The 25,549-nt window shown below is 68.3% G+C and carries 26 protein-coding genes and 1 pseudogene; 4 read left to right on the plus strand and 23 right to left on the minus strand.

The annotated features are described in order from the left end of the window. Positions 1-1,421 (plus strand): annotated as a pseudogene (locus tag AABN02_RS14385) (hypothetical protein); the annotation flags it as partial. A gap of 28 nt (positions 1,422-1,449) precedes the next feature. Here the strand turns inward: AABN02_RS14385 and nagZ are convergent. The 22 genes from nagZ to AABN02_RS14495 form a co-directional block, all read right to left on the minus strand. Then, the gene (gene nagZ / locus AABN02_RS14390) at positions 1,450-2,550 is read right to left on the minus strand and encodes a beta-N-acetylhexosaminidase (RefSeq protein WP_338415619.1); all 1,101 of its coding nucleotides are present in this window, start codon (positions 2,548-2,550) and stop codon (positions 1,450-1,452) included. A 26-nt stretch (positions 2,551-2,576) separates the two neighbouring features. Then, positions 2,577-2,975, minus strand: coding sequence for a holo-ACP synthase (gene acpS / locus AABN02_RS14395; protein WP_338415620.1), 399 nt, complete (start codon positions 2,973-2,975; stop codon positions 2,577-2,579). 18 nt (positions 2,976-2,993) lie between these two features. After that, positions 2,994-3,785 (minus strand): pyridoxine 5'-phosphate synthase, encoded by a 792-nt coding sequence (locus tag AABN02_RS14400; protein ID WP_338415621.1) that lies wholly within the window; start codon positions 3,783-3,785, stop codon positions 2,994-2,996. Next, positions 3,782-4,600 (minus strand): recombination protein O N-terminal domain-containing protein, encoded by an 819-nt coding sequence (locus AABN02_RS14405; protein ID WP_338415622.1) that lies wholly within the window; start codon positions 4,598-4,600, stop codon positions 3,782-3,784. Before AABN02_RS14405 ends, AABN02_RS14400 begins: the two co-directional genes overlap by 4 nt. An 18-nt stretch (positions 4,601-4,618) precedes the next feature. Further along, on the minus strand, positions 4,619-5,548 hold the full coding sequence (era, locus tag AABN02_RS14410) for a GTPase Era (protein WP_338415703.1): 930 nt from the start codon (positions 5,546-5,548) through the stop codon (positions 4,619-4,621). Positions 5,549-5,754: 206 nt separating this feature from the next. Next, a complete protein-coding gene (rnc, locus tag AABN02_RS14415) occupies positions 5,755-6,444 on the minus strand; it encodes a ribonuclease III (protein WP_338415623.1) in 690 nt (229 codons plus the stop codon). Positions 6,445-6,479: 35 nt separating this feature from the next. Next, the gene (locus tag AABN02_RS14420; protein ID WP_338415624.1) at positions 6,480-6,866 is read right to left on the minus strand and encodes a DUF4845 domain-containing protein; all 387 of its coding nucleotides are present in this window, start codon (positions 6,864-6,866) and stop codon (positions 6,480-6,482) included. 57 nt (positions 6,867-6,923) lie between these two features. Next, positions 6,924-7,895, minus strand: coding sequence for a signal peptidase I (gene lepB / locus AABN02_RS14425; RefSeq protein WP_338415625.1), 972 nt, complete (start codon positions 7,893-7,895; stop codon positions 6,924-6,926). A 31-nt stretch (positions 7,896-7,926) separates the two neighbouring features. After that, positions 7,927-9,735 (minus strand): translation elongation factor 4, encoded by a 1,809-nt coding sequence (gene lepA, locus AABN02_RS14430; protein WP_338415626.1) that lies wholly within the window; start codon positions 9,733-9,735, stop codon positions 7,927-7,929. 166 nt (positions 9,736-9,901) lie between these two features. Next, positions 9,902-11,488: a DegQ family serine endoprotease gene (locus AABN02_RS14435; protein ID WP_338415627.1), complete on the minus strand. Its 1,587-nt coding sequence runs from the start codon at positions 11,486-11,488 to the stop codon at positions 9,902-9,904. Between the two features lie 62 nt (positions 11,489-11,550). Further along, complete coding sequence (locus tag AABN02_RS14440) at positions 11,551-12,606, minus strand: MucB/RseB C-terminal domain-containing protein (RefSeq protein WP_338415628.1); 1,056 nt, start codon at positions 12,604-12,606, stop codon at positions 11,551-11,553. Continuing rightward, positions 12,603-13,241 carry a sigma-E factor negative regulatory protein gene (locus AABN02_RS14445; RefSeq protein WP_338415629.1) on the minus strand — a complete coding sequence of 213 codons (639 nt, stop codon included), beginning with the start codon at positions 13,239-13,241 and terminating at the stop codon, positions 12,603-12,605. The genes AABN02_RS14440 and AABN02_RS14445 overlap by 4 nt, the downstream gene beginning before the upstream one ends. 25 nt (positions 13,242-13,266) lie before the next feature. After that, entirely contained in the window at positions 13,267-13,875 is a 609-nt protein-coding gene (gene rpoE / locus AABN02_RS14450; RefSeq protein WP_338415630.1) for an RNA polymerase sigma factor RpoE, read from the minus strand. Continuing rightward, on the minus strand, positions 13,868-14,353 hold the full coding sequence (locus tag AABN02_RS14455; RefSeq protein WP_338415631.1) for a hypothetical protein: 486 nt from the start codon (positions 14,351-14,353) through the stop codon (positions 13,868-13,870). The genes rpoE and AABN02_RS14455 overlap by 8 nt, the downstream gene beginning before the upstream one ends. A gap of 30 nt (positions 14,354-14,383) precedes the next feature. Continuing rightward, on the minus strand, positions 14,384-15,628 hold the full coding sequence (fabF, locus tag AABN02_RS14460) for a beta-ketoacyl-ACP synthase II (RefSeq protein ID WP_338415632.1): 1,245 nt from the start codon (positions 15,626-15,628) through the stop codon (positions 14,384-14,386). A gap of 59 nt (positions 15,629-15,687) precedes the next feature. Then, positions 15,688-15,927, minus strand: a complete 240-nt coding sequence (gene acpP / locus AABN02_RS14465; protein ID WP_338415633.1) for an acyl carrier protein — start codon at positions 15,925-15,927, stop codon at positions 15,688-15,690. Positions 15,928-16,051: 124 nt separating this feature from the next. Continuing rightward, positions 16,052-16,792, minus strand: coding sequence for a 3-oxoacyl-ACP reductase FabG (gene fabG, locus AABN02_RS14470; protein WP_338415634.1), 741 nt, complete (start codon positions 16,790-16,792; stop codon positions 16,052-16,054). Continuing rightward, entirely contained in the window at positions 16,789-17,727 is a 939-nt protein-coding gene (fabD, locus tag AABN02_RS14475; RefSeq protein ID WP_338415635.1) for an ACP S-malonyltransferase, read from the minus strand. Before fabD ends, fabG begins: the two co-directional genes overlap by 4 nt. Positions 17,728-17,795: 68 nt before the next feature. Next, positions 17,796-18,788 (minus strand): beta-ketoacyl-ACP synthase III, encoded by a 993-nt coding sequence (locus tag AABN02_RS14480; protein ID WP_338415636.1) that lies wholly within the window; start codon positions 18,786-18,788, stop codon positions 17,796-17,798. Continuing rightward, the gene (plsX, locus tag AABN02_RS14485; protein WP_338415704.1) at positions 18,785-19,882 is read right to left on the minus strand and encodes a phosphate acyltransferase PlsX; all 1,098 of its coding nucleotides are present in this window, start codon (positions 19,880-19,882) and stop codon (positions 18,785-18,787) included. The genes AABN02_RS14480 and plsX overlap by 4 nt, the downstream gene beginning before the upstream one ends. A gap of 70 nt (positions 19,883-19,952) precedes the next feature. After that, a complete protein-coding gene (rpmF, locus tag AABN02_RS14490) occupies positions 19,953-20,135 on the minus strand; it encodes a 50S ribosomal protein L32 (protein WP_179632828.1) in 183 nt (60 codons plus the stop codon). Positions 20,136-20,259: 124 nt separating this feature from the next. Next, complete coding sequence (locus tag AABN02_RS14495) at positions 20,260-20,856, minus strand: DUF177 domain-containing protein (RefSeq protein WP_338415637.1); 597 nt, start codon at positions 20,854-20,856, stop codon at positions 20,260-20,262. A gap of 42 nt (positions 20,857-20,898) precedes the next feature. On the opposite strand from AABN02_RS14495, the gene AABN02_RS14500 reads away from it, so the two are divergent. Next, on the plus strand, positions 20,899-21,528 hold the full coding sequence (locus AABN02_RS14500; protein WP_338415638.1) for a Maf family nucleotide pyrophosphatase: 630 nt from the start codon (positions 20,899-20,901) through the stop codon (positions 21,526-21,528). 17 nt (positions 21,529-21,545) lie between these two features. After that, positions 21,546-22,295 (plus strand): SAM-dependent methyltransferase, encoded by a 750-nt coding sequence (locus AABN02_RS14505; protein ID WP_338415639.1) that lies wholly within the window; start codon positions 21,546-21,548, stop codon positions 22,293-22,295. Between the two features lie 22 nt (positions 22,296-22,317). On the opposite strand, the gene AABN02_RS14510 is transcribed toward AABN02_RS14505, so the two are convergent. Continuing rightward, positions 22,318-23,796: a DEAD/DEAH box helicase gene (locus AABN02_RS14510; protein WP_338415640.1), complete on the minus strand. Its 1,479-nt coding sequence runs from the start codon at positions 23,794-23,796 to the stop codon at positions 22,318-22,320. A 318-nt stretch (positions 23,797-24,114) separates the two neighbouring features. On the opposite strand from AABN02_RS14510, the gene AABN02_RS14515 reads away from it, so the two are divergent. Continuing rightward, positions 24,115-25,527, plus strand: a complete 1,413-nt coding sequence (locus AABN02_RS14515; RefSeq protein ID WP_338415641.1) for a mannose-1-phosphate guanylyltransferase/mannose-6-phosphate isomerase — start codon at positions 24,115-24,117, stop codon at positions 25,525-25,527. The last annotated feature ends 22 nt before the right edge of the window (positions 25,528-25,549 follow it).

The raw sequence follows: 25,549 nt of genomic DNA on the forward strand, positions 1-25,549 counted from the left end.
CCGACGAAGCGCTGGCCCGCCTGCGCGCCGAGCTGGATGCGGCACGCCAAGCGGCAGCCGCCTCTGAGCTGGATCTGCAAGCCCAGCTCGCCGCCGAACATGCCGCCGCGCAACAGGCGCAAGCCGATGCCACGTCGGCAGCACAAGCCGCCGCCGACGATGCCGAACGCGCCGCTGCGGCTGCCCGCGAGCAAGCGGACGCCATCGCCGCGCTGGAAGCCGAACTGGCCGCACTGCGCGACCACCGTCAGGCGCTGCAGGGCGATCTGGACCACCACCAGTCGCTGCTGTCGACCGAAACCGGCCGCGGCGCGGAACTGCTCGCGGAACTGGATGCGGCACGCCAGGCCGCGGCCGCCGCCGAACGCGATCTGCAGGCACGACTCGCCGCGGAACACGCTGCCGTGCAGCAGGCGGAGGCCTCGGCCCAGGCCGCTGCGCAAGCCGCCGCCGACGCCGCCGAACAGGCCGCTGCGGCCGCCCGACAGCAGGCCGACACGATCGCCGCGCTGGAAGCCCAGCTGGCGTCGGTCCGGCAGGAAGTGGTTTCCTCGGAAGCCGATGGGGCAGCGCGGGCTGCGCGCGTGACCGAGCTGGAGTCCGAGCTGACCCGGGAGCGGGAAGTTGCGGTGCTGGCGGCGGCTGCTGCTGCGGCGGCGGCGCTGAACAGCCGCCAGTCGCACCAGGAGGCGCTGGCCGCGCTGGAACGCCAGCAGGCTGCATTGGTCGATCAGACGGCGCAGCGCGACCGCCAGCTCGCCGAGATGCAGGCCACGCTGGCCGACCAGGACGCCGCGTGGCAGGCCGCCGAACGCCAGGCGCAGGAGTTGCGGGATGCGCAGGCCGCCGGCCAGTCCGCCACCCAGCTGCGCGAGCAAGCCCTGCAGCAGGAGCTGGCGCAGTCGCAGTCCCGTGCCCAGGAGCTGGAGGCCGAACTGCAGGCCCTGCGCCTGACGCTGGCCGAGAACGACGAACAGCTCGTCACCTTGAGCGCCCGCCTGCAGGCCGAGCGCGACCAGCAGCAGCAGGCGCAGGCCCGCATCGCCGAACTGGCCGCGCTGGTGCCACCGCCGGCACCGGTGGTGCCCGTGGTCGTGCGGCCGGCCGTGTCGGCCGCGGCGACGATCACCAGCGCCGAACTGGAGCGGCTGGTGCTGGAGGCCGGTGCCGGGCAGCAGCCCGCGCCGGTCGAGATCGACCACCAGCGCCCCGATGACCTGAAGATCATCGACGGCATCGGCCCGGTCAACGAGCGCTGGCTGCACGCGCAGGGTGTGCGCTACTTCTGGCAGATCGCGAGCTGGTCGCCGGCCGAACTGGCGTGGGTGGCGAACCACCTGCCCAACTTCGGCTCGCGTGTCTACCGCGAGAACTGGATCGCGCAGGCCGCGCGGTTGGCGGCCCAGCAGTCGATGGCCTGACGACCGCGCGGGGCGGCCGCCGGGGCGATCAGCTCCCCAGCCGCTCCAGCGCCCGCAGGTAGGGCGCGTGGTGCATCAGGTCGTCCCACGGGATCGGCGGCGTCTGGGGCAACAGCGCCAGGCGCCGTTCCTCGCTGTCGGGGCTGGTCTGCCACTCGCCGCGCTCCAATGCCGCGGTCAAGCCGTCGAGCAGGTCATCGACCGCCTTGCCGCCATCCAGCGACTGGTTGCACAGCAGCACCATGTCGCAGCCCGCCGCCAGCGCCAGCACCGCCGCTTCGGCATAGCTCAGCACCGCGCCGTTCTGCACGCCCGGCACGCGCCGCGCCCCTTCCATGCTCAGGTCGTCGCTGAACACGACGCCGGTGAAACCGAGCCGCTCGCGCAGGATCTCGTTCAGCCAGCGCGCCGAGTAGCCGGCCGGGCGCTTGTCCACCTTCGGATAGATCACGTGCGCCGGCATCACGCTGGTCAGGCTGGTCGAGAGCCATTCGTAGGGCCGCGCGTCGTCCGAGAGGATGGCGGTGAGCGTGCGCTCGTCCTTGGGCACGGCGACGTGGCTGTCGGCCTCCGCCCAGCCGTGGCCGGGGAAGTGCTTGCCGCAGTTGGCCATGCCGGCTTGCAGCAGCCCGTGCATCAGGCTGCGGGCAAGCGTCCCGACCACGCGCGGATCGCGGTGGAAGGCGCGGCTGCCGATCACGCCGCTGCGGCCGTGGTCGAGGTCCAGCACCGGCGTGAAGCTCAGATCGACCCCACAGGCGCGCAGCTCGGACGCGAGGATGTAGCCCGCCGCCGTCGCCATGTCGCAGGCGGTCATCGCGCCATGGCCCGGTCCGTGGCGGCCGTCGTCCAGCCAGCGCTCACCCAGCGTGCGCATCGCGGGCAGGTGCGTGAAGCCGTCGGTGCGGAAGCGCTGCACCCGGCCGCCTTCATGGTCCACGCTGACCACCACGTCCGGGCGGACCGCCTTGATCTCGGCGACGAGCTGCGTGAGCTGCGCGCGGTCCTGCCAGTTGCGGCTGAACAGGATCAGGCCGCCGACCAGCGGGTGCTGCAGGCGGCGGCGGTCGTCGTCGTTGAGCGTGAGACCGGCGACATCGAGGACGACAGGGGCGTGGGCGTGGTGCATCGGCGGGGCAGGGTCCGTGGGAGAGGTCAGGGGGTGCGGGTTTCGACCACGACGAAGCTGGTCGCGTAGTCGGTCTCGTCGGTCAGGCTCACATGCGCGCTCAGGTCGCGGGCGGCGAACCAGTCGGCCAGCGCGCCGTGCAGGCGGATGAAGGGCTTGCCGCTCGGCTCGTTGAGCGTCTCGCAGTCGCGCCACTGCATTGGTGCGTGCAGCCCGAGGCCGATCGCCTTGGAAAACGCTTCCTTGGCTGAAAAGCGCGTAGCCAGATACGCGACGCCGCGCGCCTCGACCTTGGCGCGGCGGTAGTGGAACACCTTCAGCTCGGTCGGCCCGAGCACCTTCTCGGCGAAGCGGTCGCCGCGCCGTGCGAGCACCGCGGCGATGCGCCGGATGTCGCAGATGTCCGTGCCGATGCCGTAGACCATCGCGGCGTCCGTCCCGGCTCAGCGCTGCGGGGCGAAGGCGCGCTGGATGCAGCGCTGGTAGTCGCGCACCGTCTCGGTGTAGCCCAGTTCGAGCGCGTCGGCGACCAGCGCGTGGCCGATCGACACCTCCTGCACCCCTGGCACGGCGCGCAGGAAGTCGCTCAGGTTGTCGCGGTTCAGGTCATGGCCGGCGTTGATGCCCAGGCCGACGGACAGCGCGGCTTCCGCGGCGCGCACGTAGCGGTCGAGCACTTCGGCCTGCCGTGGTGTGCCCCAGGCGCTGGCGTAGGCCTCGGTGTACAGCTCGACCCGGTCGGCGCCGAGGTCGCGGGCCGCGCGCATCATCTCGGGGATCGGGTCCATGAAGAGACTGACGCGCACGCCGAGTGCCCGCGTTTCCTCGATCAGCGGGCGCAGCCGCTCGGCGTCGTCGGGGAAGGTCCAGCCGTGGTCAGAGGTGAACTGGCCGACCGTGTCCGGCACGAACGTGGCCTGGTGCGGGCGCACGGCGCGGATGACGTCCATCAGGTTGTGGAAAGGGTTGCCTTCGATGTTGTAGTCGACGTGCGGCCAGGCCTTGAGCAGCTCGGCCAGGTCGGTCACGTCGCCGGCGCGGATGTGGCGCTCGTCGGGGCGCGGGTGGACCGTGAGGCCCTGTGCGCCGGCTTCCAGCACGAAGACGGCCGCGCGGGTCACGCTCGGGATGCCGAGGTGGCGCGTGTTGCGCAGCAGCGCGACCTTGTTGAGGTTGACCGACAGCGCGGTGCGGCCACCGTGGGAGGACGATTCGGGGGCGACGAGGGGGTTCATGGGGACTCAGTCAGTTTCTGCACCTCGACCATCAGCGCGCGGGTGCGCAGCATCGAGGTGCCGAGATGGTAGTGCAGCAGGTGGCGCAACTGCGCGCGCAGCTCCGGCAGCGCGCCCAGGCAGGTCTGCTGCAGCGCGCCGAGGTCGAAGGCGTTCATGGCCGACTGCAGCGCCAGCAGCGTCGCGCCGCCCAGGCCGGCCGCGCCATCGGGCAGCGGGTGGACGCCGGTGTCGGGGTGCAGCCCGTGGCGCACGTCGGTGCGCACCGGCACCTGGGTCAGCGTGACGCGGTCCAGTTCGGGGAGCACACCCGATTCGCGCAGCAGCCACAGCTCGAACGCCCGCAGCGCGGCGGCGGTCTGCGCCTCGTCGTGCGGGGCCAGCCGGGGCAGGGTGGCGGCGTAGACTTCGAACAGGCGCGGGTGGGCGTCGTGGCGGGCGAGTCCACGCAGCAGCAGCTCGTTCAGGTGGAAGCCCGCCAGCAGCGCCGCGCCGGACGGCATGGCGCCACCACCCGCCCATTCGGCGCTGCGCAGCAGGTGGAGATCGGGTGCTGCCTCGTGCGCGGCGCCCTGGCTGGCGGCGGGGTCGGCGTCGCGCCGGGTGGTCTTGCCGCCGAGCACGATGGTCAGCCGCTGGAAGGGCAGCAGCACGCAGCGCAGCTGCGAGTGCGGCCGTTTCGCGCCCTTGGCGACCGCGGCGATGCGGCCGTGCTCGCGGGTCCACAGATCCAGGATCAGGCTGGACTCGCTCCAGTCGTGGTGGTGCAGCACGTAGGCCGCCATCGCGGCCGGCGCGGCACGGCGCGTGGCCATCAGCGAGGCGCCTCGGGCTTACTCGTAGCCGTAGCTCTTCAGGCGCTTCTCGTCGTCGGCCCAGCCCGAACGGACCTTGACCCAGACTTCGAGGAAGACCTTGCAGCCGGTCAGCCGCTCCAGCTCGGTGCGGGCTTCGGTGCTGATGCGCTTGAGGCGCTCGCCGCCTTCGCCGATGACCATGCCCTTGTGCGCGTCGCGCTCGACGATGATGGTCGCGGCGATGCGGTTCAGGCGCCCGCCTTCGACTTCCTCGTACTTGTCGATCTGCACGGTGGAGGTGTACGGCAGCTCATCCCCCGTCAGGCGGAAGAGCTTTTCGCGGATCAGCTCGGCGGCCAGGAACTTGTCGCTGCGGTCGGTCAGTGCGTCCGCGTCGTAGTACCAGGGCTGCTCGGGCAGGTAGGGACGGATGATGTCCAGCAGGCGCTGGGTGTCGTCCTTCTTCGTGGCGGTCAGCGGCACGAACTCGGTGAAGGCGTGCTTGGCCTGCATCTGCTGCAGCCAGGGTAGCAGGTCCGAGCGGCGCGTGATCAGGTCGAGCTTGTTGGCGATCAGGAAGGTCGGCTTGCCCGGCGGGATCAGCGACAGCACCTTGGCGTCAGCGGGACCGAAGCGGCCGGCGTCCACCACGAACAGCACGACGTCCACGTCGCCCAGCACCGACTGCACCGTCTTGTTCAGATTGCGGTTCAGCGCCGCGGTGCCGCGGGTGGTGTGGGTGGTCTGGAAGCCGGGCGTGTCGACGAAGACGTACTGCGTGTCGGCCTGGGTCGAGATGCCGGTGATGCGGTGGCGGGTGGTCTGCGCCTTGCGCGAGGTGATGCTGACCTTCTGGCCGATGAGCGTGTTCAGCAGCGTCGACTTGCCCACGTTCGGCCGGCCGACGATGGCGATCAGGCCGCAGCGGCGGTCGCCGTCGTTGGAGCCGACGGCAGCCTTGAGCATCGTGTCGAGGTCCGGCGCTTCGTAGGCCAGGTCGTCGACGTCTTCGCCGAGGTCGTCTTCGTCCTCGTCATCGGCGTCCACGATGGGCTGGCCGTCGTCGTCGAGTTCGATCAGCGCGTCGTTCAGACCGTCTTCATCGGCGAATTCGTCCACCGGATCGAGCAGGTCGTCCGGCAGGGTGGCCGCTTGCGGCTTGGAGGAGGTGGTCATTGTTCTGGAGCAGCGCTCAGTTGTTCGAGGACTAGGCGCGCGGCTTCCTGTTCGGCAGCGCGGCGTGAGCGGCCTTCGCCGCGGGCCTGCACACCGGAGCCGGCGATGGTGCACACGACGACGAAGGTCTGGTCGTGTGCGCGGCCACGGGTGGCTTCGATGCGGTAATCGGGGACGCTCTGGCGGCGCGCCTGCAGCCATTCCTGCAGCTGGGTCTTGGCGTCCTTGCCCCAGGACTGGGTGGCGGTCTCGGAGATCAGCGGCTCGAACAGCCGGCGCACCAGCGCCTCGGCGGCTTCGAAGCCCGAATCGCGGAACACCGCGCCGATGATCGCTTCGAGCGCATCGGCCAGGATCGAGGGACGCTGGGCGCCGCCGCCGCGGGCTTCGCCTTCGGACAGGCGCAGCACCGCCGGCAGGTCGAGCGAGAGCGCGATCCGGTGCAGCATGTCCTGGCGCACCAGGTGGGCGCGGATGCGGGTCAGGTCGCCTTCGGGGGACTCGTCGTACTGCTCGAACAGCAGGTCGGAGACGGCCATGTTCAGCACCGAGTCGCCGAGGAATTCGAGCCGTTCGTTGTGGTCCGTGCCGAAGCTGCGGTGCGTCAGCGCGCAGGTGAGCAACTCGCGCTGGCGGAAGGTGTAGCCCAGTCGCTGCGACAGGGATTCAAGAGGAGACGGATTCAAGGGGGACCTTCGGGATCACGGGGCACACAGGCGGTTCACTGGGACCGGCCGCGGTACTTGATCAGCAGCGAGACGGGTCCGAACAGTTCGATTTCCTTGTCGTAGGCAAAGCTCACGACCACACGGTCATTGTCCTTCGTGACGTCGAGATCCTTGCCGGTGATCGACTGTATCGAATACTCGATGTCCTTGATCCGGTCGAAGGCGGCCCGGATCTCCGGCACGGTGCTGCCACCTTCGACCGCGACCTTGGTCACGGCACGCTTGATGGTGGCAAATTCATTGACCGTCGGCAACACCCGCATCGCGACCAGGGCCGTCATCGAGATCAGCACGGCCCAGAAGACGAGACCGATCAGCGTGACGCCACGCTGGCCCGTCGGGCGGATCGACACGGGGGTCGCACGGGGACGAAAGGTCATCGAAGAACTCCTCGACGGCGGTCGCTGCAGGCCGACCGTCCGTGCGTCATGCCGGGGTCAATGGAAGGGGCCGATGCGCTTGAGACTGCCGAAGTTCATCCACACGAAGAAGGCCCGGCCCACGATGTTCTCGTCCGGCACGAAGCCCCAGAAGCGCGAATCCTCGGAGTTGTCGCGGTTGTCGCCCATCATGAAGTAGTGTCCTGCAGGAACCTTGCAGGTGACCCCTTCGGCGGTGTAACGACAGTTTTCATAGCCGGGGAACTGCCGGGCGCGCATGCCGTAGCTTGACGGCTGCTGCGGGTCGACCAGCAGGCGGTGGGTCACGCCGTTGCCGAGGTCTTCGCGGAACTGGCGCGAGTAGGTGCGGCGGTCCTCGTCGTAGTAGTCGTCGAGTTGCTGCAGCGGGGCCAGCGTGCCGTTCACGTAGAGCTTCTGGTTGATGTAGGCGATCTCGTCACCAGGCACGCCGACCACGCGCTTGATGAAGTCGATGCCCGGGTCCACCGGATAGCGGAAGACCATCACGTCGCCCCGTTGGGGGTCGTTCAGCGGGACGACCTTCTTGTTGATCACCGGGATGCGGATGCCGTAGTGGAACTTGTTCACCAGGATCAGATCGCCGATTTCCATCGTCGGGATCATGGAGCCGGACGGGATCTTGAAGGGCTCGAACAGGAAGGAGCGCAGCAGGAACACCATCAGGATCACCGGGAAGAGTCCGGCGGTCCAGTCCAGCCACCAGGGTTGGGCGAGCAGGCGCTGGCGGGCGGATTCGACGTCCATGTCCACCTTGTCGATGCCCAGGCGGGCCAGTTCGGCCCGGCGCTCGCCGTCCTGGTGGGTCAGCGTCGCGGCAGCGGCCAAGCGGCGCGGCAGGAACACGAAGCGTTCGGCCAGCCAGTAGGCGGCGGTGACGACGGTGAGGATGAACAGCAGCAGCGAGAAGTTACCGCTCCACTTGCCGAGGTACCAGCCGGTGCCAAATATGGCCAGGCAGGCGTAGAGAATGCCGGTGAGGGGTCCCATCGATCGTCCGGTTGGGTGGGTGAGCGGGTGCTCAGTCTTCGACGCGCAGGATGGCCAGGAACGCTTCCTGCGGCACTTCGACCGAGCCGATCTGCTTCATGCGCTTCTTGCCGGCCTTCTGCTTTTCGAGCAGCTTGCGCTTGCGGCTGATGTCGCCGCCGTAGCATTTTGCCAGCACGTTCTTGCGCAAGGCCTTGATGTTCTCGCGCGAGATGATGTTGGCGCCGATGGCGGCCTGGATCACCACGTCGTACATCTGGCGGGGAATCTGCTCGCGCATCTTCGAGGCCACGGCCCGGCCGCGGTACAGGCTCTGCGCGCGGTGGACGATGATCGACAGGGCATCGACCCGGTCGCCGTTGATCAGCAGATCGACCTTGACCACGTCCGAGGCGCGGTACTCCTTGAACTCGTAGTCCATCGACGCATAGCCGCGCGAGACGGATTTCAGCTTGTCGAAGAAATCGAGCACGATCTCGGCCAGCGGCATCTCGTAGGTCAGCATGACCTGGCGGCCGTGGTAGGCCATGTTGAGCTGCACGCCGCGCTTCAGGTTCGCCAGCGTCATCACCGCGCCGACATAGTCCTGCGGCATGTACAGGTGCACGGTGACGATCGGCTCGCGGATTTCCTTGATGCGGCCCAGGTCCGGCATCTTGGACGGGTTCTCGACCTGGATGACCTCGCCGCCGTTCAGCTCGACCTCGTACACCACGCTCGGCGCGGTGGTGATCAGGTCCTGGTCGAACTCGCGCTCCAGCCGCTCCTGCACGATTTCCATGTGCAGCAGGCCCAGGAAGCCGCAGCGGAAGCCGAAGCCCAGCGCCTGCGAGACTTCCGGCTCGTAGCGCAGCGAGGAGTCGTTGAGCTTGAGCTTTTCCAGCGCGTCGCGCAGCTGGTCGTACTCGCTGGCCTCGGTCGGGTAGAGACCGGCGAAGACCTGCGGCTGGATTTCCTTGAAGCCGGGCAGGGCTTCGGTGGCCGGACCAGCGTTGTTCGGGAGCTTCTTTTCCAGCGTGATGGTGTCGCCGACCTTGGCCGCCTGCAGCTCCTTGATGCCGGCGATGATGAAGCCCACCTCGCCGGCCTTCAGGAACTCGCGGTTCTCGGACTTCGGTGTGAACACGCCGAGGTGCTCGATGGGGTAGAGCGCATTGCTCGCCATCATGCGGATGCGCTCGCCCTTGCGGAGCATGCCATCCACCACGCGCACCAGCATCACCACGCCGACGTAGTTGTCGAACCAGGAGTCGACGATCATGGCGCGCGGCGGGCCGTCCGGGTTGCCCTTGGGCGGCGGCATGCGCGTGATGACGGCTTCGAGGATCTCGTCGATGCCCATGCCGGTCTTGGCCGAGCAGGGGATGGCGTCGGTGGCGTCGATGCCGATGACGTCCTCGATCTCCGACTTGGCGTTGTCCGGGTCGGCGCTCGCCAGGTCCATCTTGTTCAGCACCGGCACCACCAGCACGCCCAGATCGAGCGCGGTGTAGCAGTTCGCCACCGTCTGCGCCTCCACGCCCTGGCTGGCATCCACCACCAGCAGCGCGCCTTCGCAGGCGGACAGCGAGCGGCTGACTTCATACGAGAAGTCCACGTGTCCGGGGGTGTCGATCAGGTTGAGGTTGTAGACCTGGCCGTTCTGGGCCTTGTACTGCAGCGCGGCAGTCTGGGCCTTGATCGTGATGCCGCGCTCGCGCTCGATGTCCATCGAGTCGAGCACCTGTGCTTCCATCTCGCGGTCGCTCAGGCCTCCGCAGCGCTGAATGATCCGGTCGGCCAGCGTGCTCTTGCCGTGGTCGATGTGGGCGATGATGGAGAAGTTTCTGATGTGGTCCATGGGCCTGGGGGCATGCGCGCGGCGACAAAAAAAAGGCACGTCCTAGCGTTGACGCGCCTTCCAACACGCGTGTACGCCGGTGAACCGGGTCGCAGTGTTGGCGGGCGATTGTAGCGCGCTGCCGCCAGGGCCTGTTGCAGCCCCGTGCAGCAGCGCGGGAGCGCGTTCAGCGGCCGGGACGGATCACCACGTACTGCGCCCACTCGCCGCGGCGCAGCAGCAGGTTGACCGGGCGCGCCTTGTCGAGCTTGGCCACCAGCGCCTCGAACTGGCGGGCGTCCGTCACTTCGCTGTTGGCCACGGCCAGGATCAGATCGCCCTCCTGCACCCCGGCGCGGGCGGCGGGGCCGTCCGCTGCAGAGATCAGCACGCCGCCCTTGAGCTTGAGTTCCTTGCGCTGCTCGGCGGTGAGGTCGACGAGCGTCAGGCCGAGCGAGGCCACCTGCGTGCTGGCGGGCGGGGCCTTCGGGTCGGCCTTGCCGCCGCGCTGGGCGACCGGACGGGCTTCCGGTTCCAGCTCGGCCACGGTGACGCCGAGGTCGCGCGTGGCACCACGGCGCAGCACCTGCAGCGTGCTCTTCGTGCCCGGCTTGGTGTTGCCGACCAGCCGGGGCAGATCGCTCCATTTGTCCACCGGCTGGCCGTCGAAGCGGGTCACGATGTCGCCGGCTTCCAGGCCCGCCTTCTCCGCCGGGCCGCCCGGCTCGACCGAGCGCACCAGCGCGCCCGCCGCCTTGGGCAGGCCGAGCGACTCGGCCACGTCCTTGGTGACCTCGCCGATCTGCACGCCGATGCGGCCGCGCACGACCCGGCCGCCGTTCTTGAGCTGCTCGGCGATGCGGGTGGCCTCGTCGATGGGAATCGCGAACGAGATGCCCATGTAGCCGCCCGAGCGGCTGTAGATCTGCGAGTTGATGCCCACCACCTCGCCGCGCATGTTGATCAGCGGGCCGCCGGAATTGCCGGGGTTGATCGCCACGTCGGTCTGGATGAAGGGCAGCAGGTCGCCGGTGTCGCGCGCCTTGGCGCTGACGATGCCGGCGGTCACCGTGTTGTCGAGGTCGAAGGGCGAGCCGATGGCGATCACCCATTCGCCGACACGCAGCTTGCCGACGTCGCCGAAGCGCACGGTGGGCAGGCCGGTGGCCTCGATCTTGAGCATGGCGACGTCGGTCCGCTTGTCGGCGCCGACCACCTTGGCCTTGAACTCGCGCTTGTCGGTCAGGCGCACGATGACCTCGTCCGCGCCGTCGACGACGTGGGCATTGGTCATCACGAAGCCGTCGGCCCCGACGATGAACCCCGAACCGACGCCACGGGGCGCGCGGCCACTGCCGTCGCCTTCCCCGTCATCGGGCTGGGGCTGCTGGGGCTGCGGCTGGCCGCGCCGCGGGTCCTGCTGGCGCGGAATCGGGACGCCGAAGAAGCGGCGGAAGAATTCCTGCATCTCCGCGTCGGGGACGCCGCCACCACCCTGTGGTCCCTGCGCCATGCTGGTGGCGACCTTGGCCGAGGTGCGGATGTTGACCACGGCCGGACCGACCTGCTCGACGAGGTCGGCGAAGTCGGGCAAACCGCGCACCAGGGGCGCGCTGGTGGCTGCCTGCGCGGCGGAGGTCGTCGCGGCCAGCGAGGGCTGCGCCGTCGCGTCGTGGTGGTTCACCAGGGTGGCGACCAGACCCGCGGAGGTGAGCACGGCCGCACCGGCGACCAGCCAGCGCCGTGAAGTGTGTCGAACATTGAACTCGGGCATCGAATGTTCCAGTGCAGTCAGATTGAAGACAGTATGAAACGGAGCGTCATCGGCGTGTGGTGTCAGGGCTTGCGCCGCTCGAGGCTGCCGATGAACTGCTGCAGCGCGGCGACCGGCACGGCGCCGACCGCCGTGATCCACCAGTCGCCCTGCCGGTGGCTGAGTGCGCTGGTGCTGCCGACAGTTGCGGGTATTTCCCGCTTGTGCAAGGTGGCCACAAACGGTTCGATGAAGACCGAGACGTGCGTCAGTCCATCGCTGTAGACCGCCTGGAGCACCGTGGCGTTGTCCGCCGCGCCGGACGTTTCCGACACGCCAGAGGCCGCCGTGCGAGCGATCCAGGGCGCCATTGGTCGCCGGACGACCTGCAGGGTCTCGAAGCCGGCCACCGGCGGGCGCATGGTCCAGCCCTCGCTGTCCAGGCTGGTGGACTGGTAGACCGGCTTGCTCACCTTGTAGCCGTCGAGCCGGTTCATCTCCTGCAGCAGGGTCTGGCCGGAGAGCCGGACGTTGATCTGCAACTCGGAGAAGGAGGCCGATTCCAGGACCTCTCCGCGCTCGTTGAGCAGGTCGGAGCGCAGCAGCAGGCCGGTGCGCCGCTCCAGCCACAGCCGCCGCGGATACCGCAGGGTGTCACGGGGCTTGAAGAGCACGACCTGTGCGTCGTGGCCGGCGACCCGTTCGTTGCCGCCGGTCTGCAGTTCGTACTGGTCGAGCTGCGTGCCGTCGCCCGGCTGCAGCGGGGCAGGGAAGCGGCCGACGAGTTCGCGTTGCTCGATGAGCGCGGTGCGGGTGCCCGGCCAGAGCACGTGCACCGTGTCGTTGTGGCGGTAGACCTGCCGCATCTGGCCGTCGAGGGCCTCGATGCGCTCGATCTGGTCGCGGCCGTCGCAAAAGTGGGTGATGCGCGAGCTGGTCATGTGCCCGCCGTGGCTGACCACGTAGGTGCCCACGAAATTGCGCCGCTGGGCGGCATCCTGGATGCGCTTCACGACGGCGACGATGTCCGGTGACGGACTGACCGCCCAGGCCACCGACGCCGAGCCGACCATGGCGCCCGCCAGCGCGACCGTGGCCTTCCAGCGGATGCGGTGCCGTGCGACCGAGGGTGCACTCATCGCGACGGCGTCGGCTCGTAGGTGGCGCTGCGCAGGAAGCCCGGGGCCGGGCCGAGGGCGGGTGTGCCGGGGAACTGCTGGTGGGCGTCGAGGTAGCGCACGAGTTCGGTGTCCGTCATCGGTGCTTTCGGATCGAAAGGAACCTGGGTCGGCTCGACGCGTGTCACCGAGGCCATCGTCAGGTCGGCCAGCCCGTTGCCGGGACGTGTCACCAGCACGGCACCGGCGACCAGCGCCACACCCGCCGCCATGCCGACCGGCGCCACCCAGCGGCGCAGATGGAAGCGCGATCGGCGACTGCCGCCCGCCTGTGCGACCAACGCGGCGACGGTGCCACCGACTGCTTCGGCAGGTGCCTGCACGGGCGTCGGGGCCAGCACGATCGGCTCCTGCGCCAGGCGTTCGCGCACGCCACGCAGAAACTCGGCATCGCCGGCGCTGCGCTGCGACAGGTCGTCCGAGCGCAGCACGTCACCGATCAGGTGGTAGGCGTGCCACTGGGCACGGGTGTCCGCGTCCTGGCGCCAATGGCGACAGGCCTGCGCGACCATGTCGCTTGCAGCATCGCCATCCATCAGCGACGACAGTTGTTCCCGGGCACGGGTCCGGTCCTCGGGCAGATCGGGTTCGGTCATCAGGCACTCCAGGCAAGGCTGCGCATCACCAGCGCTGACCCTGTTTCGTATCCAGCAAGGGACGCAACTTCACGGCAATCGCTTCGCGGGCGCGGAAGATCCGCGAGCGAACCGTGCCGATCGGACACGCCATGGCCAAGGCAATCTCTTCATACGAGAGACCTTCGACTTCGCGCAGAAGAATTGCTTGACGCAGATCGTCCGGCAAGGCCTCGATGGCGTTGTTGACCGTGCTCGCGATTTCGCGGCTGGCCATCAGCGCCTCGGGTGTCTCGTCATGGCTTAGTTCGTGTCGGGGACGGTTAGTTTCATCGTCTTCATCCGAAGACGAGGCCAGCGCGCTTTCCGTCATCACCGGATCACGCTTCATGTCCGACAGCGCCTTCTTGGCGGTGTTGACGGCGATGCGGTAGAGCCAGGTGTAGAAGGCGCTTTCGCCCCGGAACTGCGGAATGGCCCGGTAGGCGCGGATGAAGGTTTCCTGCGCGAGGTCCGGCACCAGATCGACGTCGCGCACGAAGCGCCCGATCAGGCGTTCGATGCGGCGCTGGTACTTGACCACCAGCATCTCGAAGGCCTGCACATCGCCGCGCTTGATGCGCTCGACAAGCGCCTGATCGACGTCGTCACTCATCGGACGCTGGCGCCGGTTCGGGGCGCGCACCGGGGCTGAACACGGCGCAGCGCAGGGCGTGCCAGCGCGCGGGATGGTCGCGGCGCGACACGCACAGCCAGGTCGAGGGGATGCCGCGGCCGCTGTGGCGCAGCAGCATCCAGTGCGTGCCGTCGGCGATGCAGTCGATCCGGCCCGCCTGCGGTCGACCGGCCTGGCCGTTCGACGGAGTGCGCTCCAGGCGCCACTGGGCGTCGTCCGGGTGCCAGGTCAAGGCGCAGCCGACCGGATTGGCCGAGCGGTGCAAGAGCCAGAGGGCAGGCAGGCTGGACAGCGTCACCAGCCACAGCATGGCGCGGGTCGGGGCACCGGTCTGGACGGTGTGCCAGGCCAGCCAGCCCGACGCGCCCAGCAGGGCGGACACACCGAGTGCCCGGACGCCGCGCAGCCACAGCCGCTCGGGTGGCAGGGTCAGTGCGAGGGCGGGCGCGTGGTGCATCGCCGACCCCCGGTGCCGTGGTGGATGTACTCAGACGCGCCGGAACACCAGGGTGCCGTTGGTGCCGCCAAAACCGAAGTTGTTCTTGACGGCCACGTCGATGCGCATCTCGCGCGCCGTGTTGGCGCAGTAGTCGAGATCGCACGCGGGATCCTGGTTGAAGAGGTTGATCGTCGGCGGCGAGATCTGGTGGTGCAGCGCCAGCGTCGTGAACACCGACTCGATGCCCCCGGCGCCACCCAGCAGGTGACCGGTCATCGACTTGGTGGAGTTCACGACGAGCTGTTTCGCGTGGTCGCCGAAGGCGAGCTTGATCGCGTTGGTCTCGTTGGCGTCGCCCAGCGGGGTCGAGGTGCCGTGCGCGTTGACGTACTGCACCGCGTCGGCGTTGATGCCAGCGTTGCGCAGGGCCAGCTGCATCGAGCGCTTCGGACCGTCCACGTTCGGGGCGGTCATGTGGTACGCGTCGCCAGTCATGCCGAAACCGGAGATTTCAGCGTAGATCTTGGCGCCACGCTTTTTCGCGTGTTCGTATTCCTCGACGACCATCACGCCCGCGCCTTCGCCGAGCACGAAGCCGTCACGGTCCTTGTCCCAGGGGCGCGAGGCGGTCTTGGGATCGTCGTTGCGGGTGGACAGGGCCTTGGCCGACGCAAAACCGCCCATGCCCAGCGGCGAGACGGTCGATTCGGCACCGCCTGCGACCATCACGTCCGCATCGCCGGATTCGATCATGCGGGCGGCCATGCCGATGCTGTGCAGGCCGGTGGTGCAGGCCGTCACGATGGCCAGATTCGGTCCCTTGAAACCGCTCAGGATCGAGACGTGGCCAGAAATCATGTTGATGATCGAGGCCGGCACGAAGAAGGGCGAGATGCGGCGCGCACCGCGGGCGCGGTACTCGTCGTTCGTCGCCTCGATCAGCGGCAAGCCGCCGATGCCCGAGCCGACCATCACGCCGATGCGTTCGGCGAGTTCATCGCTCAGCGCATCGCCCGTGGGCAGCCCGGAATCCCTGATCGCCTGCAGCGACGCCGCAATGCCGAAATGGATGAAGGTATCCATGTGGCGGGCTTCCTTGGCGGGGATGTAATCCTCGATGCGGAAACCCTTGACCTCGCCCGCGAAACGCACCGACATGTTCGATGCATCGAAACGGGTGACGTGGTCGATACCGGATTGTCCGGCCACGAGGTTGGCCCAGGACTCGTCCACGGTGTTGCCCACCGGGGTGACGAGGCCCAGACCGGTCACGACGATACGGCGACGGGTCATGCGATTGCGTGCTGCGAAAGTGGCGAAAGGGAAGTCCAGCCGATCAGGAGATCAGCGGATCAGGGCTTGGCGTGGGCCGTGGCGTACTCGATCGCCGCCTTGACGGTGGTGATCTTCTCGGCTTCTTCATCGGGGATCTCGATGCCGAATTCGTCTTCCAGCGCCATCACGAGTTCGACCGTGTCCAGCGAGTCGGCACCCAGATCGGCCACGAAGGACTTTTCAGACAGGACTTCTTCTTCGGCCACACCGAGTTGTTCGGCGATGATCTTCTTGACGCGTGCTTCGATGTCGCTCATTTCTCTCCTCCGAGAGGGTTGGTACAAAACAGCCTGCGATTCTAAGGGTTCCGAGCAACAAGTCACTCGGAAGCTGCCTGAGGGGTCCGCGCAGGGCAGAAGTCGGACCCGCCAGACGGGGTCATCAGTTCATGAACATGCCGCCGTTGACGTGCAGTTCGGTTCCAGTGATATAGCCGGCGGCCGGCGATGCCAGGAAGGCCACCGCTTCGGCGATGTCCTCGGGCGAGCCCAGGCGGCCCAGCGGGATCTGTGCAGTCAGTGCGACTTTCTGCGCCTCGGGCAGCGCCTCGGTCATGTCGGTGGCAATGAAGCCCGGGGCGACGCAGTTGACCGTGATGTTGCGGCTGCCGAGTTCGCGGGCCAGCGAGCGGGTCATTCCCGCCACACCCGCCTTGGAGGCGCAGTAGTTGGCCTGTCCCGGATTGCCCGAGGCACCGACCACCGAGGTGATGTTGACGATGCGGCCGAAGCGCTGCTTCATCATCGGCTTGATCGCGGCGCGGCAGGCGCGGAAGACGGACTTGAGGTTGGTGTCGATCACCGCGTCCCAGTCGTCGTCCTTCAGGCGCATGGCCAGCGTGTCGCGGGTGATGCCGGCGTTGTTGACCAGCACGTGCAGGCCGCCGTGGGTCTTGACGATGCCGTCGATGGCCGCGTCGAGCGCCGCGGCGTCGGTCACGTTCAGCGTCATGCCCAGGCCGCCGAACGGGGCCAGCGCCTCGCCGATGGCGGCCGAGCCGCTGTCGCTGGTGGCGGTGCCGATGACCTTGAAGCCACGCTGCGCGAGCGTCAGCGCGATGGCGCGGCCGATGCCACGGCTGGCGCCGGTGACGAGGGCGATCTGTTGAGCGGGAGCATTCATGCGAGCAGCGCCTTGGCAGCGGCCAGCGTGGCCGGGTCGTAGAAGGGGGTGGTGACGAGGTCGGCGTCGATGCGCTTGACCATGCCGGACAGGACCTTGCCCGGGCCGCATTCGATCACATGGCTCATGCCGCGGGCCTTGAGTTCGGTCACGAGTTCGACCCAGCGCACGGCGCCGAAGGCCTGGCGGTAGAGCGCGTCGCGGATCGCGTCCGGCTCGGTCTGCACCGCCACGTCGACGTTGTTCAGCACCGGGATCAGCGGCGTCCGCAGGTCGATCGACACCAGCCGCTCGCGCAGGCGCTCGGCTGCGGGCTTCATCAGGCTGGAGTGGAAGGGAGCCGACACCGGCAGCGACAGCGCGCGCTTGGCGCCCATCGCCTTCAGCACGACGCAGCCGTGTTCGACGCCGGCCTTGCTGCCGGCGATCACGGTCTGCTTCGGATCGTTGAAGTTCACGGCCTCGACCACCTCGCCGGATTCGGCCGCCGCCTTGGCGCAGCCTTCGCGCACAGCAGCTGGATCGAGCCCGAGGATCGCGGCCATGCCGCCGGTGCCGACCGGCACGGCGTCCTGCATCGCCTGGGCGCGCAGGCGCACCAGCGGCAGCGCGTCGGCCAGCGTCAGGCTGCCGGCGGCGACCAGCGCGGTGTATTCGCCCAGCGAGTGGCCGGCGACCATGGCCGGCGCAGCGCCGCCTTCGGCCAGCCAGGCGCGGTAGCTGGCGATGCCGGCGGTCAGCATCACGGGCTGGGTGTTGGTGGTCAGGTCCAGCGCTTCCTTGGGGCCTTCGGCGATCAGACGGGCGACGTCTTCGCCAAGGGCAGCGCTGGCTTCTTCGAGGGTGGCGCGCACGGCGGGGTGATCACCCCAGTCCGAGAGCATGCCCACCGACTGAGACCCCTGGCCGGGAAACACGAAGGCGAACGTGGTCATGGTGCGAGATCCGTGAAGAGAGGAGTGAAAGGGAAGGGGCGGGGAGGCGATGAGGGGACGTTGGGTGCTCAGTAGTCCACCAGCACCGAACCCCAGGTGAATCCGCCGCCGACCCCTTCGAGCAGCAGCGTCTGGCCGCGCTGGATGCGGCCGCTGCGCACGCCGGTGTCCAGCGCCAGCGGAATCGAGGCGGCCGATGTGTTGCCGTGCTGGTCGACGGTGATGATCACCTTCTCCAGCGGCAGCTTCAGCTTCCTGGCCGTGCTCTGCATGATGCGGATGTTGGCCTGGTGCGGGATCAGCCAGTCGATGTCGCTGTCTTGGCGGTCGGCCTTGGCGAGGCTGGCGCGGGCGGTCTTCTCCAGCACGCCGACCGCCAGCTTGAACACGGCCTGCCCGTCCATCTTGAGCAGCGGATCGCCCAGGATCTGCCCGCCCGAGACGGTGCCCGGCACACACAGGATGTCCAGGTGGCGCCCGTCGGCGTTCAGATCGGTGGCGAGGATGCCCGGCGTGTCGCTGCCCGACAGCACCACGGCGCCGGCGCCGTCACCGAACAGCACGCAGGTCGTGCGGTCCTTGAAATCGAGGATGCGCGAGAACACCTCGGCGCCGATCACCAGTGCGTGGCGGGCGGTGCCGGTGCGGATCATCGCGTCGGCGATGGTCAGCGCATAGACAAAACCCGAGCACACGGCCTGCACGTCGAAGGCAGGGCAGCCGTGCACGATGCCGAGCTTGCGCTGCACGATGGTCGCGGTGGACGGGAACACCATGTCCGGCGTCGAGGTCGCGACGATGATCAGGCCGATGTCGGCACCGGTCAGGCCGGCGGCCTCGATGGCGTGGCGTCCTGCCTCGACGGCCAGATCGCTGGCATTCTGGTCCGCGCCGACAAAGTGCCGGGCGCGGATACCGGTGCGCTCGACGATCCAGTCGTCCGAGGACTCGATGCCCTGCGTGGCCAGTTCGGCGACGAGGTCGGCATTGGTCAGGCGACGCGGGGGCAGTGCGCTGCCGGTGCCTGCGATGCGCGAGAAACGGGGTGTGGTGGTGGTCATGCGGCGTGGCGTGCCGCTGGCGCCTCGGGTTGAGCGGCGGTCTGGCCCGCACCTGGGAGGGCCTGCAGCGTCTCGAGGATCCGGTCGTGCACGCGGTCCAGCAGTCGATTCCGGGCGGCATCATACGCCCGGTTCAGCGCGTTCTCGAAGGCCAGCGCATCGGCCGAACCGTGGCTCTTGAACACGAGACCGCGCAGGCCGAGCAGGGCGGCGCCGTTGAATCGACGGTGGTCGAGGCGGCGCGAAAAGCGCTTGAGCGTGGGCATGGCGAGCATCGCGACCAACTTCGTCAGCGGCGTGCGGGAGAACTCCTGCTTCAGGAAGCTGGTGATCATGCCGGCCAGACCTTCGGCGGTCTTCAGTGCCACATTGCCGACAAATCCGTCGCACACCACGAGATCGGTGGTGCCCTTGAAGATGTCGTTGCCTTCGACGTTGCCGTGGAAGTTCAGGTGACCGGCGAGCGAAGCCGCGCGCAGCAGCTCGCCTGCGCGCTTGATCGTCTCGCTGCCCTTGATGACTTCCTCGCCGATGTTCAGCAGGCCGACCGTGGGCTGCTCCTTGCCATCGACCGCCGACACCAGCGCACTGCCCATCACCGCGAACTGCAGCAGGTGCTCCGCACTGCAATCGACGTTGGCGCCCAGATCGAGCATGGTCGTGTAATGGCCATGCTGGTTGGGCATCACGCTCGCGATAGCGGGCCGGTCGATGCCTTCGAGTGTCTTCAGCAGATAGCGGGCGACCGCCATCAGTGCGCCGGTGTTGCCGGCGGACACGCAGGCGTCCGCCTCCGAAGCACCTTCGGCATTGCGCTTGACCTGCTGGATGGCCACCCGCATCGAGGAGTCGCGCTTCTTGCGGAGCGCAACCTCGACGGGATCGTCCATCTCGACCACTTCAGTCGCTTCGACCAGGCGGCAACGTTCCCAGCCGGCTGCGGGCACGAGTGCCTCAGCCTTGCCGACGAGAATCAGCTCAGCCAGAGGGTGCTGATCGAGGAAGGAGCGGCAGGCGGGAAGCGTCACGGATGGACCGTGATCTCCACCCATGCAATCCACCGACAACCGAACCGGGCGCGAAAGAGGGGTAATGGCGTTCAAGACTGGTCAGACTCGGTGTCAATACCCGCAGGCGATCGCGGGGCCCTGAGGCTGGGATGACTCAGGCGTCGGCCTTGGTCTTGAATACCTTGCGACCACGGTAGAAACCGGTCGGGCTGATGTGGTGGCGCAGATGCACCTCACCGGTGGTGGACTCGATCGCGGTGCCCGGGGTGTTCAGGGCGTTGTGCGAGCGGTGCATACCGCGCTTGGAAGGCGACTTCTTGTTTTGCTGGACAGCCATGGCTTACTCCTGGGATCCTGGGTTTTCCGATTGGAAAAGCTTTCGATTGTAGCACTACCCTGGGCATCGTTCCAAAGACGCACCGGACGCATCGGCGTGACGCTGTTGCATTCACGCCGACAGGTCAGTCTTTCGCCGGGGTCTTGCGCAGCGAGGCCAGCACCGCGAACGGGTTCGGCTTGTCGTTGGCGGGGGCTGGCGCGGAGTCCTCTGAGGTCTCTCCCGCAGGATCGTCGGACCAGTCGCCGACCGAGAGCACCACGGGTGTCGGACAGACCTCGTGCCTCGGCACGATCGGTGCGGCGAGCAGCAGTTCGTCCTCGACCAGCTCCAGCAGGTCGAACTGGCGGCTGATGACCAGCACGTCGTCCTCGGACTCCGCATCGAGTTCGGCGGCCTGGCGCTCGTTGTCGACGAACAGGAACGAGCGCTCGAACGCGAGGGGGGTCTCGACCGTGTCCAGGCAACGCTGGCATTGCTGCGACAGGGCGGTTGCGCCTGTCAGGTGCAGCCACACCTCGGGCGATGCGCCGCTGCGGCTGCGCAGTTCGCCCCGTGCGGACCAGCGCACGGGGGCCGCCTTGTCGAGGGTGACCTCCGTGTGCCGCAACGCGAGCAGGCGTTCGAAGTCTCCGAGCGGTGCATGGCCGTCGGTGGGTTCGCCCGCTTCGGCGAAGGGCCGCACGTCGAGGCGGCGGGGATGGAATTCACGCGCTTTCATGGCGTGCAGTGTACGGGGGTGTGCTGGTGGAACAATGTCGGGATGCTGCCTTTCCATTCCCCTGTGCCGGCCCTGGTGCTGGCTTCCACCTCGGTCTACCGGCGCGAGCTGCTGGCGCGACTGCGCTTGCCATTCGACGTGCTGGCGCCCGAGGTCGATGAAACCCCGCTGCCGGGAGAGTCCCCTGCGGCGCTGAGCGAGCGTCTCGCGCTGGCCAAGGCACGGGCCGTGGCGACACTGCGCCCGCATGCCGTCGTGATCGGCTCCGACCAGGTGGCCGAGCTGGATGGCCAGCCCATCGGCAAGCCCGGCGACCATGCCGGCGCCGTGGCACAGCTGCGGGCGATGCGGGGCCGCACGGTGGTGTTCCACACGGCGGTGGCGGTGCTGCGGCACGACACGGCGTTCGAGGCGGTGCGGCGCGTTCCGGTGACCGTGCGCTTGCGGGCGCTGAGCGATGTGGAGATCGAGACCTACCTGCGGCTGGAGCAGCCCTATGACTGCGCGGGCAGTGCCAAGTGCGAGGCGCTCGGCATCACGCTGCTCGACGCGATCGAGTCCGATGACCCTACCGCGCTCATCGGTCTGCCGCTGATCGTCACGTCGGCGCTGCTGCGGCAAGCGGGGCTGGACACTCTGGCGGTCCACGCCGGCCATGGGGGCGCAGTATGAAGGGGCGTCTCTGGCTGATGCCCAACACGCTTGATCTGGGGACCGTGGCGGAGGGCAAGCCGCTGCCGGACTTGCAGGAGGTGCTGCCGCTGGGGGCCATCCGGGTGGCGGCCGGTCTGGCGCACTGGGTGGCCGAAAACGCCCGCAGCGCGCGGGCGCTGCTCAAGCGGGTGGATGCCGTGGTGCCGCTGGCGCAGCCGCTGCAGACGCTGTCGATCCGCGAACTGCCCCGTCCGCCCAAGGGCAAGCCGGATGCACGCGCTCCGGCGCCGGACTGGGCCGGATTGCTCGCCCCTGCGCTGGAGGGACACGATGTGGGGCTGGTGTCCGAAGCGGGCTTGCCGGCCGTGGCCGATCCTGGGGCGGAACTGGTGCGGGTCGCCCATGCGCAGGGCGTGACGGTGATGCCGCTGTCGGGGCCGAGTTCACTGATCCTGGCGGTGGCGGCCAGCGGGCTCAATGGGCAGAGTTTCGCGTTTGTCGGTTACTTGCCGACCGATGCAGCGGCCCGTGCACAGCGCCTGCGCGAGCTGGAGGCCCACTCGCGCCGCTGGCAGCAGACGCAGTTGCTGATCGAGACGCCCTACCGCAATGCCGCCATGGCGCAGGCGTTGCTGGCCAGTCTGCACCCGGAGACCTGGCTGAGCATCAGCTGCGGGCTGACCCTGGCCGGGGGCAGCACGCGGACGCAGCGGGTCGCGACGTGGAGAGCTGCGCCGCCAGCACTACCGGCGGATGTGCCCGCGGTCTTTGCCTTCCTGGCTTGACCGTCGGCGCGCAGGCTCAGGCTCAGGTCGGCGTCTTGCCACCCAACAGGGTGGCAATGCGGCGCTTGGGCTTGACCAGACCGGAGACCGCTGGCGCGGCGCCGCTCGGCTGTGCCGTGGGCGGTGACGAGGCGTCTTCCCAGACGGGGGCGGCCTTGGGGTCGGGCTCGTAGGGGCGGTCGAAGAACGGATCCTGCGCGCGGCTGTTGCGCACCGGGCGCGGCGCCGGCATGGGTGCGGCCAGGGGGGGCGACACCGGGCGTGGTTCGCGGGCCTCCGGCGGCGCATCCTCGAATTCACGACGGCGGCGCGGACGGCGGTCGTCTTCCAGCTCCGCCACTTCGAGATCGATCTTCTTGTTGATCAGCTTCTCGATGTCGCTGACCAGCCGCGTGTCGTCACGGGTGGCCAGCGTGATGGCAATGCCAGAGGCGCCCGCGCGCCCGGTGCGACCGATGCGGTGGATGTAGTCTTCGGCGTTGAACGGCACGTCGTAGTTGAAGACGGCGGGCAGGTCGGCGATGTCCAGACCGCGGGCGGCCACGTCGGTGGCGACCAGCAGATCGACTTCACCCGCCTTGAACGCCGCCAGCGACTTCAGGCGCTCGTCCTGCGACTTGTCGCCGTGCAGCGCGGCGGTGCGCAGGCCGTCGCGCTCGAAAGTCTTGGCCAGACGGGCGGCGCCGAGCTTGGAGTTGACGAAGATGATGGCCTGTCGGATCTCGCGCTGGCGCAGGATCTGCGCGATCAGGCGGCGCTTGTCCTCGTCGGCGACGCTGTAGAAGCGCTGCTCGACATTGGTGGCGGTCGCGTTCGGGCGGGCCACCTCGACCAGCACAGGATCCTGCAGGTAGCTCTGCGCCAGCTTCTTGATCTCGGGCGAGAACGTGGCGGAGAACAGCAGCGTCTGGCGCGTCTTGGGCAAGTAGCTCAGGATGCGCTGCAGGTCGGGCAGGAAGCCGATGTCGAGCATCCGGTCCGCCTCGTCGAGCACGACGTATTCGACCTGGTTGAGCTGGCAGTTCTTGAGCTGGATGTGGTCGAGCAGGCGGCCCGGCGTGGCGATCAGCACCTCGACGCCGCGCTTGAGTTCGGCGGTCTGCGGCGCGATGTCGATGCCACCGAAGACACAGGCCACGCGCAGGTTGCTGTGCTTCGCATAGGTCTTGACGTTCACGGCGACCTGGTCGGCCAGTTCGCGCGTGGGGGCCAGCACCAGTGCGCGCACCGGATGCCGCGCGGGCGAAGCGCTCGGGTTCTCGTGCTTGAGCATCTTCTGCAGCAGCGGCAGCGAGAACGCCGCCGTCTTGCCGGTGCCGGTCTGTGCGGCGCCCATCACGTCGCGGCCTTCCAGCACGATCGGGATGGCCTTGGCCTGGATGGGGGTCATCGTCTCGTAACCGGCGTCACCGATGGCACGCTGGAGCTTGGCGTCCAGGGGCAGGGTGTCGAAGCGGGCGGGGGCGACCAGATCGGGCGCGGTGTCAAGTTGGGGGGTCATCACGGGCGTGATTATCCTGCGGATGCTGCCGGTGGGTGTCGTTCTGGCGTGAAATGACCACAAGGGTGCTTCGGTTTGTCAAGTCCGATGTGCGTTTCTCGCGTCACGAGCGCGCACGGCCGGGCTGCACGGTCATTCTTGGCGTCTGCTGAATATGGCACCAACTTTGCACGGCTGGGAGGACCTTGGGTCGATCCGGACCGGAAATCGCCTTGGACGGTCTGCACAATTCAGACATCTACTCACCATCAGGGACACGGGCATCTCATGAGCCACTCTATTTCAGCTTCTTCGCCAGTCGCCGTTCAACCCGTCATCATGGCCGGAGGCAGCGGCACCCGGCTGTGGCCGCTGTCGCGCGCGGGCTATCCCAAGCAGTTCCTGGTGCTGGGCGACAGCAACCAGAGCCTGTTCCAGGAAGCCGCAGAGCGCCTGTCCGCGCTGGCAGCAGACGATCTGGCCATTGCCGCCCCGCTGATCGTCGGCAACGAGGAGCACCGCTTCCTCGTGCTCGACCAGTTGCGCGAGATCCGGCAGACGCCGTCCGCGGTCCTGCTGGAGCCGATGGGCCGCAACACGGCGCCCGCGCTGACGCTGGCGGCGCTGCAGGCGCTCGAAGGCGGTGCGGATCCGGTGCTGGTGGTGACGCCCGCGGACCAGACCGTCACCGATCCGGCGGCCTACACCGCCGCGCTGCAACAGGCGGTGCGTCTGGCGGCACAAGGGGTGATTGCCATCCTCGGCATCACGCCGGATGCACCTGAAACCGGCTACGGCTACATCCGCACGACGCCCGAACTTGGCGCTGCCCGCGTGGCCCAGTTCGTCGAGAAGCCGAACCTGGAAACCGCCCAGCGCTATCTGAGCGAAGGTGGCTACTTCTGGAACAGCGGCATGTTTGTGCTGAAGGCGTCGGTGTGGATGCAGGCGCTGGAAACCTTCCGCCCCGACATCGCCGAGGCGACCCGCGCGGCCTGGGCGCCGCGCAAGTGCGACGCCAGCTTCGTGCGTCCCGGCAAGGCTGAATTCGCCGCCGTGCCGAGCGAGTCGGTGGACTATGCGGTGATGGAGCGCTGCCCCGGCACGGACTTCGACATCCGCATGGTGCCGCTGAGTGCGGGCTGGAACGACCTGGGGGCCTGGGACGCGGTCTGGCAGGTGGCGCGCAAGGACGAGCAGGGCAACGCCAGCGTCGGCGACGTGATTACGCAGGACAGCCGCAACACGCTGGTCCATGCCTCGGGCCGACTGGTCAGCGTGGTCGGGCTGGACGACGTGGTCGTGATCGAGACGGCTGACGCGGTCATGGTCGCCGACCGCAGCCGCAGCCAGGACGTCAAGAAGATCGTCGCGCAACTCGACAAGGCCGGCCGCACTGAGCACAGCCTGCACCGCAAGGTCCACCGCCCCTGGGGCTGGTACGACAGCATCGACAGCGGCCCGCGTTTCCAGGTCAAGCGGATCATGGTCAAGCCGGGGGCCAGCTTGAGCCTGCAGATGCACCACCACCGCGCCGAGCACTGGATCGTCGTGACCGGCACTGCCGAGATCACGAACGGCGACAAGGTGCTGATGCTCACGGAAAACCAGTCCACCTACATCCCGCTGGGGCAGGTGCACCGGTTGGCCAATCCGGGTCGGGTGCCGCTGGAGATCATCGAAGTGCAGTCCGGTTCCTACCTCGGCGAGGATGACATCGTGCGTTACGAAGACACCTACGGGCGTAACTGAGTCTCCTGCACAATCACGAAAA

This window comes from uncultured Sphaerotilus sp. (assembly GCF_963924895.1).
Lineage (GTDB): Bacteria > Pseudomonadota > Gammaproteobacteria > Burkholderiales > Burkholderiaceae_C > Sphaerotilus.

Excerpts from the sequence above, each read along its gene's own strand:
- nagZ (WP_338415619.1), bottom strand. The coding sequence starts at position 2,550 with ATGCACCACGCCCACGCCCCTGTCGTCCTCGATGTCGCCGGTCTCACG.
- acpS (WP_338415620.1), bottom strand. The coding sequence starts at position 2,975 with ATGGTCTACGGCATCGGCACGGACATCTGCGACATCCGGCGCATCGCC.
- AABN02_RS14400 (WP_338415621.1), bottom strand. The coding sequence starts at position 3,785 with ATGAACCCCCTCGTCGCCCCCGAATCGTCCTCCCACGGTGGCCGCACC.
- AABN02_RS14405 (WP_338415622.1), bottom strand. The coding sequence starts at position 4,600 with ATGGCCACGCGCCGTGCCGCGCCGGCCGCGATGGCGGCCTACGTGCTG.
- era (WP_338415703.1), bottom strand. The coding sequence starts at position 5,548 with ATGCTCAAGGCTGCCGTCGGCTCCAACGACGGCGACCGCCGCTGCGGC.
- AABN02_RS14420 (WP_338415624.1), bottom strand. The coding sequence starts at position 6,866 with ATGACCTTTCGTCCCCGTGCGACCCCCGTGTCGATCCGCCCGACGGGC.
- lepB (WP_338415625.1), bottom strand. The coding sequence starts at position 7,895 with ATGGGACCCCTCACCGGCATTCTCTACGCCTGCCTGGCCATATTTGGC.
- lepA (WP_338415626.1), bottom strand. The coding sequence starts at position 9,735 with ATGGACCACATCAGAAACTTCTCCATCATCGCCCACATCGACCACGGC.
- AABN02_RS14435 (WP_338415627.1), bottom strand. The coding sequence starts at position 11,488 with ATGCCCGAGTTCAATGTTCGACACACTTCACGGCGCTGGCTGGTCGCC.
- AABN02_RS14440 (WP_338415628.1), bottom strand. The coding sequence starts at position 12,606 with ATGAGTGCACCCTCGGTCGCACGGCACCGCATCCGCTGGAAGGCCACG.
- AABN02_RS14445 (WP_338415629.1), bottom strand. The coding sequence starts at position 13,241 with ATGACCGAACCCGATCTGCCCGAGGACCGGACCCGTGCCCGGGAACAA.
- rpoE (WP_338415630.1), bottom strand. The coding sequence starts at position 13,875 with ATGAGTGACGACGTCGATCAGGCGCTTGTCGAGCGCATCAAGCGCGGC.
- AABN02_RS14455 (WP_338415631.1), bottom strand. The coding sequence starts at position 14,353 with ATGCACCACGCGCCCGCCCTCGCACTGACCCTGCCACCCGAGCGGCTG.
- fabF (WP_338415632.1), bottom strand. The coding sequence starts at position 15,628 with ATGACCCGTCGCCGTATCGTCGTGACCGGTCTGGGCCTCGTCACCCCG.
- acpP (WP_338415633.1), bottom strand. The coding sequence starts at position 15,927 with ATGAGCGACATCGAAGCACGCGTCAAGAAGATCATCGCCGAACAACTC.
- fabG (WP_338415634.1), bottom strand. The coding sequence starts at position 16,792 with ATGAATGCTCCCGCTCAACAGATCGCCCTCGTCACCGGCGCCAGCCGT.
- fabD (WP_338415635.1), bottom strand. The coding sequence starts at position 17,727 with ATGACCACGTTCGCCTTCGTGTTTCCCGGCCAGGGGTCTCAGTCGGTG.
- AABN02_RS14480 (WP_338415636.1), bottom strand. The coding sequence starts at position 18,788 with ATGACCACCACCACACCCCGTTTCTCGCGCATCGCAGGCACCGGCAGC.
- rpmF (WP_179632828.1), bottom strand. The coding sequence starts at position 20,135 with ATGGCTGTCCAGCAAAACAAGAAGTCGCCTTCCAAGCGCGGTATGCAC.
- AABN02_RS14495 (WP_338415637.1), bottom strand. The coding sequence starts at position 20,856 with ATGAAAGCGCGTGAATTCCATCCCCGCCGCCTCGACGTGCGGCCCTTC.
- AABN02_RS14500 (WP_338415638.1), top strand. The coding sequence starts at position 20,899 with ATGCTGCCTTTCCATTCCCCTGTGCCGGCCCTGGTGCTGGCTTCCACC.
- AABN02_RS14505 (WP_338415639.1), top strand. The coding sequence starts at position 21,546 with ATGCCCAACACGCTTGATCTGGGGACCGTGGCGGAGGGCAAGCCGCTG.
- AABN02_RS14510 (WP_338415640.1), bottom strand. The coding sequence starts at position 23,796 with ATGACCCCCCAACTTGACACCGCGCCCGATCTGGTCGCCCCCGCCCGC.
- AABN02_RS14515 (WP_338415641.1), top strand. The coding sequence starts at position 24,115 with ATGGCCGGAGGCAGCGGCACCCGGCTGTGGCCGCTGTCGCGCGCGGGC.